17 protein-coding genes are annotated in these 16,877 nt (G+C 66.7%); 10 read left to right on the top strand and 7 right to left on the bottom strand.

The features are described from left to right. Nucleotides 1-11: 11 nt before the first annotated feature. Together QGN17_RS00230 and QGN17_RS00225 are read left to right on the top strand one after the other, a co-directional pair. The gene (locus tag QGN17_RS00230; protein ID WP_281042511.1) at nt 12-1,514 is read left to right on the top strand and encodes a CpaF family protein; all 1,503 of its coding nucleotides are present in this window, start codon (nt 12-14) and stop codon (nt 1,512-1,514) included. A gap of 69 nt (nt 1,515-1,583) precedes the next feature. Continuing rightward, the gene (locus tag QGN17_RS00225) at nt 1,584-2,591 is read left to right on the top strand and encodes a class I SAM-dependent methyltransferase (RefSeq protein WP_281042510.1); all 1,008 of its coding nucleotides are present in this window, start codon (nt 1,584-1,586) and stop codon (nt 2,589-2,591) included. Nucleotides 2,592-2,646: 55 nt separating this feature from the next. On the opposite strand, the gene phaR is transcribed toward QGN17_RS00225, so the two are convergent. Beyond that, nucleotides 2,647-3,207, bottom strand: coding sequence for a polyhydroxyalkanoate synthesis repressor PhaR (gene phaR / locus QGN17_RS00220; RefSeq protein WP_281042509.1), 561 nt, complete (start codon nt 3,205-3,207; stop codon nt 2,647-2,649). 102 nt (nt 3,208-3,309) lie between these two features. Here phaR and QGN17_RS00215 point away from each other — a divergent pair, with 102 nt between their 5' ends. The 4 genes from QGN17_RS00215 to QGN17_RS00200 all read left to right on the top strand — a co-directional run bounded on the left by QGN17_RS00215 (nt 3,310) and on the right by QGN17_RS00200 (nt 6,474). Further along, complete coding sequence (locus tag QGN17_RS00215; protein WP_281042508.1) at nt 3,310-4,308, top strand: alpha/beta hydrolase; 999 nt, start codon at nt 3,310-3,312, stop codon at nt 4,306-4,308. Between the two features lie 42 nt (nt 4,309-4,350). After that, nucleotides 4,351-5,523 carry an acetyl-CoA C-acetyltransferase gene (locus QGN17_RS00210; protein ID WP_281042507.1) on the top strand — a complete coding sequence of 391 codons (1,173 nt, stop codon included), beginning with the start codon at nt 4,351-4,353 and terminating at the stop codon, nt 5,521-5,523. Nucleotides 5,524-5,528: 5 nt separating this feature from the next. Continuing rightward, nucleotides 5,529-6,002: a Cys-tRNA(Pro) deacylase gene (ybaK, locus tag QGN17_RS00205; protein ID WP_281042506.1), complete on the top strand. Its 474-nt coding sequence runs from the start codon at nt 5,529-5,531 to the stop codon at nt 6,000-6,002. Between the two features lie 100 nt (nt 6,003-6,102). Beyond that, a complete protein-coding gene (locus QGN17_RS00200; RefSeq protein WP_281042505.1) occupies nt 6,103-6,474 on the top strand; it encodes a hypothetical protein in 372 nt (123 codons plus the stop codon). A gap of 4 nt (nt 6,475-6,478) precedes the next feature. On the opposite strand, the gene QGN17_RS00195 is transcribed toward QGN17_RS00200, so the two are convergent. From QGN17_RS00195 to QGN17_RS00170, 6 genes are all read right to left on the bottom strand, one after another. Further along, on the bottom strand, nt 6,479-6,649 hold the full coding sequence (locus tag QGN17_RS00195) for a hypothetical protein (protein ID WP_281042504.1): 171 nt from the start codon (nt 6,647-6,649) through the stop codon (nt 6,479-6,481). Nucleotides 6,650-6,717: 68 nt separating this feature from the next. Next, entirely contained in the window at nt 6,718-7,098 is a 381-nt protein-coding gene (gloA2, locus tag QGN17_RS00190; RefSeq protein WP_281042503.1) for an SMU1112c/YaeR family gloxylase I-like metalloprotein, read from the bottom strand. A gap of 5 nt (nt 7,099-7,103) precedes the next feature. Beyond that, nucleotides 7,104-7,859 (bottom strand): ABC transporter ATP-binding protein, encoded by a 756-nt coding sequence (locus QGN17_RS00185; RefSeq protein WP_281042502.1) that lies wholly within the window; start codon nt 7,857-7,859, stop codon nt 7,104-7,106. Beyond that, complete coding sequence (locus tag QGN17_RS00180; protein ID WP_281042501.1) at nt 7,859-8,656, bottom strand: MlaE family ABC transporter permease; 798 nt, start codon at nt 8,654-8,656, stop codon at nt 7,859-7,861. The genes QGN17_RS00185 and QGN17_RS00180 overlap by 1 nt, the downstream gene beginning before the upstream one ends. Then, nucleotides 8,653-9,699, bottom strand: coding sequence for an alanine racemase (gene alr / locus QGN17_RS00175; protein ID WP_281042500.1), 1,047 nt, complete (start codon nt 9,697-9,699; stop codon nt 8,653-8,655). Before alr ends, QGN17_RS00180 begins: the two co-directional genes overlap by 4 nt. A gap of 28 nt (nt 9,700-9,727) precedes the next feature. Further along, nucleotides 9,728-11,341, bottom strand: coding sequence for an MFS transporter (locus QGN17_RS00170; protein ID WP_281042499.1), 1,614 nt, complete (start codon nt 11,339-11,341; stop codon nt 9,728-9,730). 156 nt (nt 11,342-11,497) lie between these two features. Between QGN17_RS00170 and otsB the strand changes: the two genes are divergently transcribed. From otsB to QGN17_RS00150, 4 genes are all read left to right on the top strand, one after another. Then, nucleotides 11,498-12,265, top strand: a complete 768-nt coding sequence (gene otsB, locus QGN17_RS00165) for a trehalose-phosphatase (RefSeq protein ID WP_281042498.1) — start codon at nt 11,498-11,500, stop codon at nt 12,263-12,265. Then, the gene (locus tag QGN17_RS00160) at nt 12,262-14,058 is read left to right on the top strand and encodes a glycoside hydrolase family 15 protein (RefSeq protein ID WP_281042497.1); all 1,797 of its coding nucleotides are present in this window, start codon (nt 12,262-12,264) and stop codon (nt 14,056-14,058) included. Before otsB ends, QGN17_RS00160 begins: the two co-directional genes overlap by 4 nt. Further along, nucleotides 14,055-15,461 carry an alpha,alpha-trehalose-phosphate synthase (UDP-forming) gene (otsA, locus tag QGN17_RS00155; protein WP_281045109.1) on the top strand — a complete coding sequence of 469 codons (1,407 nt, stop codon included), beginning with the start codon at nt 14,055-14,057 and terminating at the stop codon, nt 15,459-15,461. The genes QGN17_RS00160 and otsA overlap by 4 nt, the downstream gene beginning before the upstream one ends. 124 nt (nt 15,462-15,585) lie before the next feature. Further along, complete coding sequence (locus QGN17_RS00150; RefSeq protein WP_281042496.1) at nt 15,586-16,872, top strand: methyl-accepting chemotaxis protein; 1,287 nt, start codon at nt 15,586-15,588, stop codon at nt 16,870-16,872. Nucleotides 16,873-16,877 lie beyond the last annotated feature (5 nt).

The following is a 16,877-nucleotide window of genomic DNA, read 5'->3' as shown; positions in this document are numbered from 1 at the left end:
AGGCAGCGACGATGAGCGCGTTCGGCAAGCGGAATGGCACTGGTGGCGGCGGGCAGCGCCCGGCTTTTGGCGTGGCGCGTCCGATGCACAGCCCGGAACCGGGCGGCGGCCAGTTTCCGCCGATCGATTCCGTCCCCCTGCCGGGCGCCTCCGCCGATACGGGCGGCAGTGTCGGCGGCGGCGACGCGATGTCGCGCCTCAACGATCGCCAGCAGGGTTCGGGCGACGCCGCCGCGCCCAAGATCGAGGGCTTCGAGGCCTCGGTCCACAAGATCAAGGAGCAGGTGCTTCCCCGCCTGCTCGAGCGTGTCGATCCGGAAGCGGCCGCCACGCTGACCAAGGACGAGCTGGCCGAAGAATTCCGTCCGATCATCGGCGAAGTGCTCGCCGAGCTGAAGATCAACCTCAACCGCCGCGAGCAGTTCGCGCTGGAGAAGGTGCTGGTCGACGAGCTGCTCGGCCTCGGGCCGCTCGAGGAGCTGCTCTCCGATCCGGATGTCAGCGACATCATGGTCAACGGCCCGGAACAGACCTTCATCGAAAAGAAGGGCAAGCTGCAGCTCGCCAACATCCAGTTCCGCGACGAGCAGCACCTGTTCCAGATCGCGCAGCGCATCGTCAACAAGGTCGGCCGCCGCGTCGACCAGACCACCCCGCTGGCCGACGCCCGCCTTCAGGACGGCAGCCGCGTCAACGTCATCGTACCGCCGCTGTCGCTGCGCGGCACCGCCATCTCGATCCGTAAATTCTCGGCCAAGCCGATCACGCTCGACATGTATGTCGGTTTCGGATCGATGAGTCCGAAGATGGCGACCGCGCTGAAGATCGCGGGCGCCTGCCGCTTCAACATCGTCATCTCGGGCGGTACCGGCTCGGGCAAGACGACGATGCTCAACGCCCTGTCGAAGATGATCGACCCCGGCGAGCGCGTGCTGACCATCGAGGACGCGGCCGAGCTTCGTCTGCAGCAGCCGCACTGGCTGCCGCTCGAAACCCGCCCACCGAACCTGGAGGGCCAGGGCGAGATCTCGATCCGCGATCTCGTCAAGAACGCGCTGCGTATGCGCCCGGACCGCATCATCCTCGGCGAAATTCGTGGTCAGGAGTGTTTCGACCTCCTGGCCGCCATGAACACCGGCCACGATGGCTCGATGTGTACGCTTCACTCCAACTCCCCGCGCGAGGCGCTGGGCCGTATGGAGAACATGGTGATGATGGGCGACATCAAGATCCCGAAGGAGGCGATCAGCCGCCAGATCGCGGATTCGGTCGATCTCATCATCCAGGTGAAGCGCCTGCGCGACGGCTCGCGCCGCGTCACCAACATCACCGAGGTGATCGGCATGGAAGGCCCGGTAATCGTGACGCAGGAGTTGTTCAAGTTCGAGTATCTGGAAGAGACGGCGGACGGCAAGATCATCGGCGAGTATCGCTCGATGGGCCTGCGCCCCTACACGCTGGAAAAGGCCAAGCAGTACGGCTTCGACCAGCCGTTTCTGGAAGCCTGCCTCTGACGCTTAACCGCTTGTCTCCGGACCGGAAGCGCGCCAGCATCGGCGCGTAACCAGTCCGGAGAGATGCCCGTGCGCCGTTTTCTGCTTGCCGTATCCCTGCTCGCGCTGAGCGGCACACCCCTCTCCGCCAAGACCACGCCCGCCAAGGCGCCCGCGAAGACCGCGACCAAGCCTGCGGCGAAGAAACCGGCGACGGTGCGCCCCGGCGTGATGATCGATCCCGGCCTGCGCCAGGTGATCGATGACAAGCATCGCAAGCCCGAGAACGTGGCGCGCGACAAATATCGCCACCCGGCGCAGACGCTGACCTTCTTCGGCCTCCAGCCCAACATGACGGTGATCGAGATGATTCCCGGCAACGGCTGGTACAGCGAGATGCTGATCCCCTATCTGGCCGATCAGGGCCATTATATCGCCGCCGTCTCGCCCAAGGCGATGGACGATTTCAGAGCCTTCCTCGCCACCGATGCCGATCGCTACGGCAAGGCGCAGGTGGTGCCGTTCAACGCCGGTCAGCCCAACAGCTTCGCGCCGGACGGCACCGTCGACATGATCCTGACCTTCCGCAACATCCACAACCTGCTCGGCTCACCCGATCAGCCGGGCGACGGCAATGCCCCGCAGGCCTTCGCGGACTGGTTCCGCGCGCTCAAACCCGGTGGCGTGCTCGGCGTCGTGGAGCATCGCCTGCCCGAGAATATGGATACCGCCCGCGAGAAGAAGACCGGCTACGTCAAGCGATCGACCCTGATCCGGCTGGCGCTGGCCGCCGGTTTCCAATGGGCCGGCGCCAGCGACGTCAACGCCAATCCGAAGGACGATCACGATCATCCGGACGGCGTGTGGGACCTGCCGCCCACCTATCAGGCAGGCGACAAGGACAAGGCGAAATACACCGCGATCGGCGAGAGCGACCGTATGACGATGCGCTTCGTCAAGCCGGATCCGAATGCACCGGCGGCTGGCGACGCCCAGCCGTCCTTGTCCACCGATCCGGCCGCATTGGAGGAGAAGCCGGAAGCCCCGGAAAAGGCGGAAGTACCCGAAAAGGCAGAGGCGCCCGAATCACCCAGGTGAGCCGGCGCACCGCCATCGCATCCTGCTCAGCTGCCAGACCGGCGGCTGAACGGGCTCACTTGCCCATCTTGTCGATCTTGTCCTGAAGGTTGGCGAGCTGCGCCTTGAGCGCGGCGATGTCGTCGCCGCCTTCCTTGGCCGGCTCGGCCGGAGCGGCAGCGGCGGGCTTGGCGCCCGGCTTGAAGGCATCGGCCGCCGCCTCGAACATCGCCATGTTGCGCTTGGCGATCTCGGCGAACGGGCCACCGCCGAAGGCGCCTTCCATCGCACTGCGGAATTGCTGCTGGTTCCGGCGGAACGCCTCCATCGAGGCTTCCAGATATTGCGGCACCATCGACTGCATCGAATCGCCGTAGAGCGCGATCAGCTGGCGCAGGAAGCTGACCGGCAGCAACGTCTGGCCGTGCGATTCCTCGTCCATGATGATCTGGGTGAGGACGTTGTGCGTGATGTCCTCGTCGGTGCGCGCGTCGAGAACCTTGAAATCCCGGCCTTCGCGGGTCATCGCGGCAAGATGATCGAGCGTGATGTAGCTCGACGTTTCGGTATTGTAGAGCCGCCTGTTGGCGTACTTCTTGATGATGACGGTGTCCGACGGAGACCCAGATTTCGCCATGGCATGCCCCTCTCAACCCAAATGGGATTGGATTTGACCACGCTAGCATTGAATCATTCCGCACCGCAACACAGGCCGAGGCCCCTGCCGCTCTTTCTCGCGATGCTGCGCAGCGAAACGGAGGGCGCGCCGGACCGGCTCGCCGCGGGGCTTGCCGGGCTGCGCGCCTATCAGGCTGCCGAGCGGCCGGCCGCGCCCGATCCGATGCCGGTCGTGGCGCGCTCGGGCCGCGTGGCGCTACGCGATTATGGCGGCGCGGGGCGGCCGGTGATCTTCGTACCGTCGCTGATCAATTCGCACGACGTGCTCGATCTGCTGCCCGACGTGTCGCTGCTGCGTTGGCTGGCGACGCGAGGCGTTCGCCCCCTGCTCGTCGACTGGGGCACGCCGCAGCCGGACGAGCGCGAGGTCTCGATCGCCGGCCATGTCGAGATGCTGTTGCCGCTGATCGAGGCGATCGGCAGCGATGCCGCGCTGGCGGGCTATTGCCTCGGCGGCACGATGGCCCTTGCCGCCGCCGCGATCCGTCCGCCGGCGGCTCTGGTGACGATCGCGGCACCGTGGCGCTTCGCCGGGTTTCCGGACGACGCTCGCACCGGCCTCGCCGATCTGTGGGAGCAGGCGCGGCCGACCGCCGAGGCGATGGGCCTGATGCCGCTGGAGGTGTTGCAGACCGCCTTCTGGCGCCTCGATCCGCGCCGCACGGTGGAGAAGTTCGTCGCCTTCGGGCGCACGGACCGATCGCCAGAGGCCACAAGGCTGTTCGTCGCGCTGGAGGATTGGGCGAATGGCGGCGCGCCCCTCACGCCGGCCGCCGGACGCGAGATGGCGGAGGATTTCTTCCGCGACGATCGGCCCGGTGGTGGTGGCTGGCAGGTCGCCGGCAGGACGATCGACCCCTCTGCCCTTTCCTGCCCGTTGCTCGACATCGTCTCCTCGACCGATCGCATCGTGCCCGCCGCCTCGGCCGTCAGCGGCATGGGCCATGGCGAGGCGATGACGCTCGGCCTTGGCCATGTCGGCATGATCGTCGGCGGCCGCGCGCGTGAGACCTTGTGGCAACCCCTCGCGCAATGGCTCGCACGATCCCATATGCGCTGATAAGAGACCGCCCGAACCCATCCCAAGCGCAGGAGTTGATTCATGACCGACGTCGTCATCACCGCGGCGAAGCGTACCCCTGTCGGCAGCTTTCTCGGCGCCTTCGGATCGACCCCGGCGCACGAACTCGGCCGCGTCGCGATCGAGGCCGCGCTGGAACAGGCCGGCGTGAAGGGCGAGGACGTGTCCGAAGTGATCCTCGGCCAGGTACTCACCGCCGCGCAGGGCCAGAACCCGGCCCGTCAGGCCTCCATGGCCGCCGGCATCCCCAAGGAAGTGCCCGCCTGGGGCGTCAACCAGGTCTGCGGATCGGGCCTGCGCGCCGTCGCGCTCGCCGCCCAGTCGATCGCCAATGGCGACGCCACGATCATGGTCGCCGGCGGACAGGAGAGCATGTCGCTCGCCAACCACGCGCAGAACCTGCGCGGCGGCACGAAGATGGGCAATGTCAGCCTCGTCGACACGATGATCGTCGACGGCCTGACCGATGCCTTCAACGCCTATCACATGGGCATCACGGCCGAGAACCTCGCCGAAAAGTACCAGATCGCACGGGCGACGCAGGACCAGTTCGCGGTGGGCAGCCAGAACAAGGCCGAGAAGGCACGCGCCGAAGGCCGCTTCAAGAACGAGATCGCCCCCGTCACGGTGAAGAGCCGCAAGGGCGACGTGGTGGTCGCGGATGACGAATATATCCGCGCCGGCGCCACGATCGAGGCGATGGAGAAGCTGAAGCCCGCCTTCAAGAAGGACGGCACCGTCACCGCCGCCAACGCCTCGGGCCTCAACGACGGCGCCGCCGCGCTGGTGCTGATGTCGGCGGAGGAAGCGGCGAAGCGCGGCTCCAAGGTGCTCGCCACGGTGAAGAGCTGGGCATCGGCGGGTGTCGATCCGTCGATCATGGGCATCGGCCCGGTGCCGGCGGTGAAGAAGGCGCTGGAGAAGGCCGGCTGGTCGGTCGACGATCTCGATCTGATCGAGGCCAACGAGGCGTTCGCCAGCCAGGCGATCTCGGTGTGTCAGGAACTCGGGCTGCCGGCCGAGAAGGTCAACGTCAACGGCGGCGCGATCGCGATCGGCCACCCGATCGGCGCATCCGGCGCGCGCGTGCTGACCACGCTTCTCTACGAGATGGAGAAGCGCGACGCCAAGAAGGGCCTCGCGACGCTCTGCATCGGCGGCGGCATGGGCATCGCCATGTGCGTCGAGCGTTGAGCTGAATGGCGAAGGGGACGCCCGCGACGGTCGCTGCGGCCAGGGCGGGCATCCCCTTCGATCTCGTCGAATATGAATACGATCCGGCGGTCGACAGCGTCGGCCTCGCAGCGGCCGAGGCGATCGGCGAGCCGCCCTCGCTTGTGTTCAAGACATTGTTGATCGAAGCGGATGGCAAGCCGGTCTGCGCGGTGCTGCCGTCCGATCGCGAAGTCTCGATGAAGCGCATCGCAGCGGCGGCCGGCGCCAAGGCGGCGAAGATGATGCCCGTGCCGCAAGCCGAGCGCCTGACCGGCTACAAGGTCGGCGGCATCAGCCCGTTCGGCCAGCGCAAGACGGTGCCCACCTTCGTGGAGGAGGCTGCGACGGGCGAGGCCCACATCTACGTCAACGGTGGGCGGCGGGGACTGCAGATGAGGCTGGCACCCGCCGATCTGCTCCGTGGCCTTGACGCGACGATGGCCTGCTTCGCCGCCTGACGGCGCTTAAGATTTTGTTCACTTCCAAAGGTGTAGCCCACATTGGGGGATATGCCGGCGCGACACCGATCGCGATGCGCGCCTTTGAAGGCGGGTCCATATGCACATTCGACCATCAATCAGCCTGCTCGTCCGGATCGCAGCGTCCGCCGCAATCCTCGGCCTGACGGTATCGCCGCTCGCGGCGCAATCGGCCGCTTCGGTGGTGACGCCGCTCCCGGCGCCGCCGGCCCACCATCAGGCACCGGTGCCCTACCCTTATCCGGTCTATCCCGTCACTTCGGCACGATCCGGTGAAATTCGCTGCGAGCAGGACAGGTTACTAACCGACAACACGCCCTGCGGACCGGAGGCCGCGCAGGCTCAGGTGGTCGGGCGATCGGCCGACGGGACGCTGATCGACGTGCCGGACAAGCCGAAACGATGCGAGCAGGATCGGCTGCTGACCGACACCACGCCCTGCAGCCGCTGAATGATCAGCCCTTCGTGAAGCGCACAGCCAGCGGCGCGGTCGCATAGGCCTTCTGGCGCGCGATGATGTCCGCTTCGGCGAGCGCGGGGTCCTCGACGGCCACGCTCTCGTCCACAGCGACCTCGGCCAGCGGATGGCCGAGACGGAGGTGGAGCCAGTGCGCGGTCAAGGTCATCGTCACTTTTCCCCCGGCCACCGGAAGCAGCGGCCTCGACAGGGTTAACGGCAGCGACGCCGAAAGTTTTAGGCCTCGTAGAGTTCCAGCGGCAGGCCGTCCGGATCCCGAAAGAAGGTGAAGCGGCGGCCGGTCATCTCATCGGTCCGGAGCGGCTCGCAGACGACGCCTTTGCCGTCCAGCCACACCACTGCCGCATCCAGATCTGCCACCGAGAAGGCGAGATGGCGTAGCCCCTGCGCCTCGGGACGGGTCGCGCGCGGAGGCGCCTCGGGAAACGTGAAAAGCTCGATCTGCGCGTCACCCACCCGCAGGTCCAGCTTCCAGCTTTCCCGTTCGGCGCGGTACGTCTCGGCGATCATCTCCAGCCCCAGCGTTTCGGTGTAGAAACGCTTCGACACCGCATAATCCGATGCGATGATCGCAACGTGGTGGATGCCGGCGAGCACCGCGTTCAGCGGATCGGGCCGTCCGCCCGTCCCTGGACGAACTGGTCCACATAGGGATTTCCGCTGTCGTACAGGCGGTCGCGCGGGCCGTGCCAGACGATCCGGCCGTTGTAGAGCATCGCCACCCGGTGCGCGATCTTGCGGGCGGAGGCCATGTCGTGGGTGATGGTAAGCGCGGTGACGCCGAGATCCTCGACCAGCGAGGTAATCAGGTCGTTGATCACGTCGGCGCGGATCGGATCGAGGCCGGTGGTCGGCTCATCGAAGAAGATGATCTCGGGCCGAGGCGCGATCGCACGGGCCAGCGCCACGCGCTTCTGCATGCCGCCGGACAATTCGTTGGGGCGCAGGTTGAGGATCTCGCGGCCGAGGCCGACGCGTTCCAGATTCTCCTCCGCGATCTTCCGCATCTCGGCGGCGTGACGCATCCGGCCCTGGGTCAGCCCGAAGGTGACGTTGCGCCAGATCGGCAGCGAATCGAACAGCGCTCCGCCCTGGAAGAGCATACCGAACTTGGCGCGCACCTTTTCGATCTCGCGGGTCGAGGCGCCGACGATCTCCTGCCCGTCGACCTGCACCGATCCGCTGTCCGGCTTGAGCAGGCCGAGGATGCACTTCAGCGTCACCGACTTGCCGGTGCCCGATCCGCCGATGATCGCGACCGATTCGCCCGGCTCGACCGAAAGGTTGACGCCGTCCAGCACCACCTTTTCGTCGAAGCGCTTCACCACGTCGGTGAGCCTGATCTTGGGGTCCGCCATCAGCCGAACGCCACGATCGTGATGATGAGGTCGCTGAACAGGATCAGCATGAAGGAGGAAACCACCGCATCGGTGGTCGCCTTGCCGACGCCGGCAGCACCACCGGCGGTGCGGAAGCCGTTGTAGCAGCCCATGATCGCGATGATGAAGCCGAACACCGCCGCCTTCACCAGCGCCATCTCCACGTCGTCCATCTGCAGATATGTGCGCGTGCTGATCAGGTAGGAGGCCGGGTTGAAGCCCAGTTTGTAGACCGCGAGCAGATAGCCGCCCATGATGCCGATGGTATTGGCGATCAGGACCATGATCGGCAGCGCGATCACGCACGCGAACAGGCGCGGCGCGATCAGGTAGCGGAAGGCGTCGGTGCGCAAAGTGGTCAGCGCGTCGAGCTGTTCGGTGACGCGCATCGTGCCGAGTTCGGCGGCCATGGCGGAGGCGACGCGACCGGCGACCATCAGGCCGCACAGCACCGGCCCCAGTTCGCGGACCATCCCGAACACGACGATGGCGGGCACGGTGGACGACGCATCGAAGCGCGAACCGCCCGTATAGATCTGCTGGGCCAGCGCGGAGCCGGTGAAGATGGCGGTCAGCCCCACAACGGGGAGCGAATACCAGCCGATCTCCATCAGCTGCGCGAAGAAGCGCGCCGGATAGTAAGGCGGCGTCAGTGCACGGATCAGAGTGGTGAAGGCGAAGAGCGTGACGCGGCCGATCATCGAGAACGGCCCGATCACCAGGCGGCCGATCGCGGCAAAGGCTCTCACGAGGGGGGAAAAGGGGCCGTCGTTCATGTCCAGCGGCGCTGATAGCGGTGCCCGAGCGTGGTCAGCAACTCATATTGCGACAGGCCGGACATCCGGGCGAGCGCGGGCAGGTCTTGATCGAGCGCCATCCAGTCCCCCTCGCGGACCTCGCGGCCGACCTGAATGGCGACGAGATCCATCGAAACGCGGCCGATCACGGGATAGGTCGCGTCGCGCGACCGCCACGATCCGATGTTGGAAAAGCCGCGCAGATAACCGTCAGCATAGCCGACGTTGAGGATCGCCACCCGGCACGGCAGGCCGGCGATCCAGGTGGCGCCGTAGCCGACGCTCTCGTCTTCCTCGACATCACGGACCTGGATGACCTCTGCCTCGATCAAGGCGGCGGATCGCAGCCCCTCTTTCTGGGACGCATCGTCCGGCACCGGCACGCCGCCGTAGAGCGCGAGGCCGGGGCGCGTCAGGTCGAACGCATAGGGTGCACCGAGGCAGATGCCCGCCGAATTCGCCAGGCTGTAGCGCTTGGCCGGAATCGCCGCGTGTACCTGCCGGAAGGCGGCAAGCTGGCGCGCGTTCATCGGGTGATCCGGCTCGTCGGCACAGGCGAGGTGGCTGAGCAGGGTCTCGATCGCGAGGCCGTCCAGCACGCCCGCTTCCTCCGGGCGCAGTCCGAGCCGATTCATGCCGGTGTCGATCATCACGTCGCAGACACCACCGCCAGCCGCCTTCCAGCGCGCGACGTGTTCGGCCGAGTTCAGCACCGGCCGCGCCATGCCGGAGAGTGCCGCCGGCATGTCGGCTTCGCGCACGCCGTGGAGCACCGAGAGCGTCGCGCCTTCGGGCATCGGCCCCAGCGCCGCCGCCTCCGCCCAGTTCGACACGAAGAAGTCCCGGCATCCCTCGCGCGCCAGTCGCTCAACCACGCCACGTGCGCCGAGGCCATAGCCGTTTGCCTTCACAGCAGCCCCGCAGGCCGCCTCCCCACCCCGCGCACGCAGCCAGCGCCAGTTGGCGGCGAGCGCATCGCCGTCGATCGTCAGGCGCAGGGCAGCGGGCACAGATTGCGACATCCGGGCGCCGATAGCGGGGGATGCCGGGCTAGTCGAGATCGTTGCCCCTCGTTTCGGGCACCCAGAAGATCGTGATGACCAGCGCCATCGCCACCACCGCGAAGGTGTACCACAGCCCGGAGAAGGGGTTCCCGGTACGCGCCACGATATACTGGCTGATCAGCGGCAGGAACCCGCCGAAATAGCCGGTACCGATATGATAGGGGATCGACATCGAGCTGTAGCGGATGCGCGCCGGGAACAGTTCCGCCAGCAGCGCTGCCACCGGCCCGTAGGTCATGCCCGAGAGCATTCCGAGCATCGTCACGGAGAAGACGATGATCACCGCCCCCTTGATCGAGGGCTTCACCTTGGCGACCGACCAGCCCCCCGCCTCCAGCGCGGCGTCGATGCCGGCGGGCGAATGATCCGTCACCGCGCGATTGCCGACGATCAGCGCCGTGCCGGGCGTGGCGAGCTTGCGATAGATGATGCCCTTGCTCGCCAGATGCTCGACGACCTTGGCGCACTCGGTTTCCTGCTTGCCCGCCACGAAGGGGTCGTAGCGGCAGTCCGGCCCGGAAACGACCACCGGCGCGCGGCGCTGCGCGTCCGCCATGTCGGGGTTCGCGGCCGATGCCATCAGGTGGAAGAGCGGAAAAAGCAGAACCAGCGTCAGCGCATAGCCCAGCACGATCGAGGGCTTGCGGCCGATCCGGTCCGAAAGCGAGCCGAACAGGATGAACCAGCCGAGCGAAAAGACCGCGCCGATGCCGATCAGCACGCGCGCCCACGTGTCGTCGAGCCGCTGGGAATTCTGCAGGAAATAGAGCGCGCCGAACTGCGCGGTGTACCAGATCACCGTCAGGCCGGCGGCGATGCCCAGCATCGCGACGAGGATGAGCTTGATGTTGCCCTTGGTCGAGAACGCCTCTTTCAGCGGGTTCTCGGCCACCCGGTCGGCCGCCTTCAGCGCCTTGAAGATCGGGCTTTCGTGCAGCTTCAGACGCATCCACAAAGAGATGACCAGCAACACCAGCGAGAAGAGGAACGGCACGCGCCAACCCCACTGGTCCCAGTCTCCCGAGGTCATCGTCTGCTGTGCCGAAAGCACGACGATCAGGCTGAGCAGAAAGCCGCCGATCACGCTCGCCTGGATGAAGCTGGTATAGAAGCCGCGCTTGTTGCGGGGCGCATGTTCGGCGACGTAGGTGGTGGCACCGCCATATTCGCCGCCCAGCGCCAGCCCCTGTAGCACGCGCAGGCTGACGAGGATGACGGGCGCCATCACGCCGATCTGCGCATAGCTCGGCACGAAGCCGACGCCAGCGGTGGCGAGACCCATCAGCGCGACGGTCGCGAGGAAGGTGTATTTGCGCCCGAGCCTGTCGCCCAGATAGCCGAACACCACCGCGCCGAACGGCCTGACACCAAAGCCGACGCCGAACGAGGCGAGCGCCGCCAGGAATTCCAGCGTCGGGTTTCCGGACGGGAAGAAGAGCTTGCCGATGATCGGCGCCAGCGTGCCGTAGATGAAGAAATCATACCATTCGAAGATCGTGCCCAGCGACGAGGCGGCGATCACCAGGCGCGCCCGCGCGGCCCCGATCGCGGCACCTTCCTCCACATCCGTCACTTGGCTCGCCACATCCGCCCCCGGCATCGATCTGCACCGATGCTAGGCGGTTTCGCGGCCGCAGGCAAAGCCGTTCGCATATGCCGCAGCGCGGCAATCGCTTCAAAAAATCCGTCCGGCTACGGAACGATCCTTCTGTGCTGCGTTTGCTCATTAGGCCTTCCCGTCCTATCTCGGAACACGATGCCCGATCAGATTGCCCCGCTCGCTCCTGCCCCCGATGTCGTATCGGAGGACATCAGTCTCTTTCTCGATTTCGACGGTACGCTGGTCGATATTGCCGAGCGGCACGATGCCGTGATCGTACAACCCGGCCTGGGCCGTCTGATCGGCGGATTGGCCGAACGGCTCAACGGCCGTGTCGCGCTCGTCAGCGGACGGAGTACGGCGGACATCCTGTCCCATCTCGGCCTTCAGAACACGCAGCCGCCGTTTGCCATAGCCGGCAGCCATGGACTGGAACTGCTGTGGGGCGACGGCCGCACCGAGGCCCCGGCGCGTCCCGAAGGGTTGGACGAGGCGCTGACGGCGCTGAACGAGCTGGCCGATGCGCGCCCCGGCGTCGTCGTGGAGAAAAAGCCCTACGGCGCCGCACTCCACTACCGGCAGGCCCCGGATGCCGGTCCGGCCTGCGATGCCATCGCCGAGGAGATCGCGGCGCGCACCGGCATCACGCTCCAACACGGCAAGATGGTGGTCGAGCTGCGCGCCCATGGCGCAGACAAGGGGGATGCCGTGCGCCGCTTCATGGCCGAGCCTCCGATGACGGGTACGCGCCCGATCTTCATCGGCGACGACCTCACCGACGAGGCCGGCTTCGTGGCCGCGGAGGCATTGGGCGGATGGGGCATCCTCGTCGGCGGACCCCGCGAGACGGCCGCGCGTTATCGACTTCCGGGGGTGAGAGACGTGCATGAGTGGCTCGGCAACCTGGCGGGGGTAGCAGCGTGACGACCAATCTCGATCTCTGGCCGATTGGCAATTGCCAGGTCTCCGGCCTCATCGACCGTTCGGGTCGCCTCGTCTGGGCCTGCCTGCCGCGCGTCGACGGCGAGCCAGTATTCTCCTCGCTCATCTCGGGCATCGAGGCCGGTGACGAGGGCGCGGTCGGCATGTGGGCGATCGAGCTGGATGGCGTCGCCAAGATCGAGCAGAGCTATATCCGCAACACCCCGATCCTCGTCACCCGGCAGGAAGACGAGCAGGGCAACGCCATCGAGATCACCGATTTCTGCCCGCGCTACACCAGCAACGAGCGTATCTATCGTCCGGTCGCCTTCGTGCGGATCGTGCGGCCGGTCTCGGGCAGCCCGCGCATCCGCGTCCGCCTGCGCCCGACGCGCGGCTGGGGTAATACGGATGTCACCACGACCGCCGGCTCCCACCACATCCGCTACATCCTGAACGACGAGGCGGTGCGCCTCTCCACCGATGCGCCGGTCGGGTACATTGCGGAGGAGCGCGTGTTCCGGCTGGAACATCCGCTGCATTTCTTCCTGGGGCCGGACGAGAGCTTTTCCTCGGCACTGATGCCCGCCTGCCTGCGGATGCTCCACGACACCACGACCGAATGGCAGCATTGGGTGCGCGGCCTCGCCACGCCGTACGAGTGGCAGGATGTCGTCATCCGATCGGCCATCTCCCTCAAGCTGTGCCAGCATGAGGAAACCGGCGCGATCGTCGCGGCGCTCACCACCTCGATCCCCGAACATGCCGACAGCGGGCGGAATTGGGATTATCGCTACTGCTGGATCCGCGATGCCTACTACACCGTGCAGGCGCTCAACCGGCTGGGCGCGCTCGACGTACTGGAAAGCTACCTCGCCTACCTGCGCAACATCGTGGAGGGCGCGAAGGGCGGCCACGTCCAGCCGCTCTACGGCGTGCTCGGCGAGGCGAAGCTGGAGGAGAGGATCGAGGAGGGCCTGAAGGGCTATCGCGGCATGGGTCCGGTGCGCGTCGGCAACCAGGCCTATGAGCAGATCCAGCATGACGCCTATGGCCAGATCATCCTGTGCAACGTGCAGGCTTTCTTCGATTCCCGTCTGTTCCGGATGGCGGGCATCGAGGATTTCGAGGCGCTGGAGGCGATCGGCGATCTCGCCTGGGAGGTGCACGACAAGCCCGATGCCGGCCTGTGGGAGCTGCGCACCCGCCAGTCGGTCCACACCTACTCCTCGGCGATGTGCTGGGCGGCGTGCGACCGGCTTGCCAACGCCGCGCACAAGCTGGGCCTCGGCGAGCGGGCGACTTTCTGGCAGGACCGAGCCGACCAGATCCACGCCACCATCGTCGACAAGGCCTGGCGCACCGAGACGCAGCGGCTTTCGGCCACCTTCTCGGGCGACGATCTCGACGCCAGCTTGATCCAGTTGCTGGACCTGCGCTTCCTCTCGCCGCAGGACAAGCGCTACCGGGCCACGCTCTATGCGCTGGAGACGGGCTTGCGGCGCGGCACCGACATGTTGCGCTACGACAGCGAGGACGATTTCGGCGTGCCGCACTCCGCCTTCAATGTCTGCACATTCTGGCTGATCGAGGCGCTGTACCTCACCGGCCGGCACGAGGATGCCCGGACCTTGTTCGAGGAGATGCTCAAGCGTCGCACCGCCGCTGGTCTGTTGTCCGAGGATATCGATCCGGCATCGGGCGAGCTGTGGGGCAATTACCCGCAGACCTACAGCCTCGTCGGCATGATCAACTGCGCCGTGCTGCTGTCGAAGCCATGGCAGGCGATCCGATGAGCCGGCTGATCGTCATCTCGAACCGGGTTTCGGCACCCAAGGGCCAGTCCGGCGCGCAAGGGGGGCTCGCGGTCGCGTTTCAGGCGGCGCTGCGCGAATATCGCGGCATCTGGTTCGGCTGGTCGGGCGAGCTGACCGACGAGTTCACCGGCCAGATCAACTTCCAGCGATCCGAAGGCGTCACCACCGCGACGGTCGATCTCGAAGAGCAGGACGTCGAGGAATATTATAACGGCTACGCCAACCGGACGCTGTGGCCGCTCTTCCACTACCGGATCGACCTCGCCGAGTTCGAGCGTGGGTTCGAGGATGGTTACCAGCGCGTCAACGAGCGCTTCGCCGACACCATCCGCCCGCTGATCGAGCCGGACGACGTGGTGTGGGTGCAGGATTATCACATGATCCCGCTCGGCCACGAGCTGCGGGCACGCGGCTGCACCAACCGGATGGGCTTCTTCCTGCACATCCCCTGGCCGCCGCGCCGCCTGCTCTCCTCGCTGCCCAACGCCGCGCAGCTGGTGAAGACCCTGCTCGCCTACGACGTGATCGGCTTCCACACGAAGGAGTGGCTGGAGGCCTTTCAGGATTACGTCACGCAGGATCTCGGCGCGACGCTGGAAGAGGACGGCATGATCCACCTCGGCGATCGATCGGTGCGCGCCGTGGCCTGCCCGATCGGCATCGACACCAGGGAGTTCGTCGAGGCGGCGCAAAGCCCGACGGCGCGCCTCACCCACCGCCGGATGAAGGATTCGGCGGACGGGCGGGACATGATCGTCGGGGTCGACCGGCTCGATTATTCCAAAGGGCTGGAAGAGCGTTTCCTCGGCTACGAACGCTTTCTCGTCGACCATCCCGAGCAGCGCAAGGAGGTCTTCCTCCTGCAGGTCGCCCCGCCCTCGCGCGGCGACGTCGAGAGCTACCAGCGCATCCGCGTGCAGCTGGAACGACTGTCCGGCCGGATCAACGGCGCCTATGCCGATATCGACTGGGTGCCGATCCGCTACGTCAATCAGGGTTTTCCGCGCCATGTCCTCGCCGGCATCTACCGCGCCGCGCGCATCGGCCTCGTCACGCCGTTGAGGGACGGCATGAACCTCGTCGCCAAGGAATATATCGCGGCGCAGGACCCGGAGGATCCCGGTGTGCTGATCCTCTCCAAATTCGCGGGCGCGGCCGAGCAGATGACCGAGGCGGTGCTGGTGAACCCCTATTCGGCGGAGGAGATGTCCGATGCCATCGTCCAGGCCCTCGCGATGCCCAAGGCGGAGCGCATCCGCCGCTGGCGCGCGCTGATGGACGGGGTGGAGAAGCAGGACGTGCTCTGGTGGCGCCGCTGCTTCACCCATTCGCTGATGGGCGAGGGGCAGGCGCTGGAGGCCGAGACGGCGGCGCAAGAATAATTGCGCGTCATCGTTCCGTCATTGCGCTGTCACGTAATCTCAAGCCGGCATTTACCATCGTCCCTTAGGAAACGCGCCAGTGAGTAAGCGTTCCCCTGAGTCATCGATGCGAGCCATCCTGCCCATGCGCACGACCGAGCAGCTCCGCAAGCCGGGCAGCGAATCGATCGCGGTCGACATCCATTCGTCGGCGGCGGATGCGATCGCCTTGTTCCAGGCGCATCCGAGCCTTCGCATCCTTCCCGTCCTGTCACCGAACCGCGAGCCGGTCGGCGCGATCTTCGAGGAGGATGTGCGGCAGATCCTCTTCAACCCCTACGGCCATGCGCTGTTGCGCAACCCGAGCTTCGGCGCGACGCTGAAGCAGCGCATCCGCCCCTGCCCCACCGCCGATGCGGGCTGCGCGCTGGGCGAACTGCTCACCACCTACGCCCACGCTGGCGGGCAGGAGGGCATGATCCTCACCCGCGACGGCCGCTATCATGGCGTGATCGAAAATCGCGAGCTGGTTTCCGCCGCCGGTGCCTACGAGCTGGATCGCATCCACCAGCGCGAGAAGCAGTTCCGCCTGCTTCACGATGCCGGACGCGCTTTCGAGCAGGAGATCAGCCGCCTGGTCGGGATGCTCGGTTCGCTGGCGGGCGACCTCGAAACCTCGGCCGGCGCCACTGCGCGACGCGGCGAGGAGACCGGACGACGCGCCAGCGCGGTCGCCGCCGCTGCCGGCCAGACCGGCGAGACGATGGCCTCGCTCGCCGCGCATGGCAGCGCGCAGGTCAATGCGCTCGACGGGCTGCAGGCGGAGACGGCACGCGCCTCGTCCACCGCCGGCGAAGCCGTGGCGCTGGTCGCGGCCGGCGCGCGGCGTGCCGTGGTGCTGCAGGAATCGACGCTCTCGATCGAGCGGATCACCGGCCTGATCGACAGCCTCGCCGCCAAGGTGAACATGCTCGCGATCAACGCCACGATCGAGGCGGCGCGCGCGGGCGACGCCGGGCGCGGCTTCGCTGTGGTCGCCAACGAAGTCCGCGCGCTCGCCGCGCAGACGCGCGAGGCGGCCGAGGAGATCGCCGGTCACTCGACCGAGATGCGCGGCGCGGCCGAGGAGGTCGTCGCCGGCCAGGGCGGCATCGAACGTATCATCGCCAGCGTGGAAAGCATCGCACGCACGGTGGACGAGACGGTGCAGGCCCAGCGCGCGATGACCATCGGCATCGCCGAGGGTGCCGATCAGGCCGCGAGCGCCAGCCGCGAGATCCGCATCAACGTCGAGACGATCAATGAAACCGCACTGGCAGCCGCCACCGGCGCCACGGAGATGAAGCGCGTGGCGGGCGCACTCGCGGCATCATCGGTGCAACTGGGTGCGCGGGTCGAAGGATTCCTCCGGATGCTGCGCGAGACGGCTTAGGTTGC

It is taken from the genome of Sphingomonas oryzagri (genome assembly GCF_029906645.1).
GTDB classification, from domain to species: domain Bacteria; phylum Pseudomonadota; class Alphaproteobacteria; order Sphingomonadales; family Sphingomonadaceae; genus Solisphingomonas; species Solisphingomonas oryzagri.
The sequence above is the reverse complement of the archived record's forward strand: the minus strand, read 5'-3'. Positions and strand labels throughout refer to the sequence as shown.

Excerpts from the sequence above, each read along its gene's own strand:
- phaR (WP_281042509.1), bottom strand. The coding sequence starts at position 3,207 with ATGGCGAAATCTGGGTCTCCGTCGGACACCGTCATCATCAAGAAGTAC.
- QGN17_RS00195 (WP_281042504.1), bottom strand. The coding sequence starts at position 6,649 with ATGACCTTGACCGCGCACTGGCTCCACCTCCGTCTCGGCCATCCGCTG.
- QGN17_RS00215 (WP_281042508.1), top strand. The coding sequence starts at position 3,310 with ATGCTGCGCAGCGAAACGGAGGGCGCGCCGGACCGGCTCGCCGCGGGG.
- ybaK (WP_281042506.1), top strand. The coding sequence starts at position 5,529 with ATGGCGAAGGGGACGCCCGCGACGGTCGCTGCGGCCAGGGCGGGCATC.
- QGN17_RS00230 (WP_281042511.1), top strand. The coding sequence starts at position 12 with ATGAGCGCGTTCGGCAAGCGGAATGGCACTGGTGGCGGCGGGCAGCGC.
- QGN17_RS00210 (WP_281042507.1), top strand. The coding sequence starts at position 4,351 with ATGACCGACGTCGTCATCACCGCGGCGAAGCGTACCCCTGTCGGCAGC.
- otsA (WP_281045109.1), top strand. The coding sequence starts at position 14,055 with ATGAGCCGGCTGATCGTCATCTCGAACCGGGTTTCGGCACCCAAGGGC.
- QGN17_RS00200 (WP_281042505.1), top strand. The coding sequence starts at position 6,103 with ATGCACATTCGACCATCAATCAGCCTGCTCGTCCGGATCGCAGCGTCC.
- otsB (WP_281042498.1), top strand. The coding sequence starts at position 11,498 with ATGCCCGATCAGATTGCCCCGCTCGCTCCTGCCCCCGATGTCGTATCG.
- QGN17_RS00185 (WP_281042502.1), bottom strand. The coding sequence starts at position 7,859 with ATGGCGGACCCCAAGATCAGGCTCACCGACGTGGTGAAGCGCTTCGAC.
- QGN17_RS00180 (WP_281042501.1), bottom strand. The coding sequence starts at position 8,656 with ATGAACGACGGCCCCTTTTCCCCCCTCGTGAGAGCCTTTGCCGCGATC.
- QGN17_RS00150 (WP_281042496.1), top strand. The coding sequence starts at position 15,586 with ATGCGCACGACCGAGCAGCTCCGCAAGCCGGGCAGCGAATCGATCGCG.
- QGN17_RS00170 (WP_281042499.1), bottom strand. The coding sequence starts at position 11,341 with ATGCCGGGGGCGGATGTGGCGAGCCAAGTGACGGATGTGGAGGAAGGT.
- alr (WP_281042500.1), bottom strand. The coding sequence starts at position 9,699 with ATGTCGCAATCTGTGCCCGCTGCCCTGCGCCTGACGATCGACGGCGAT.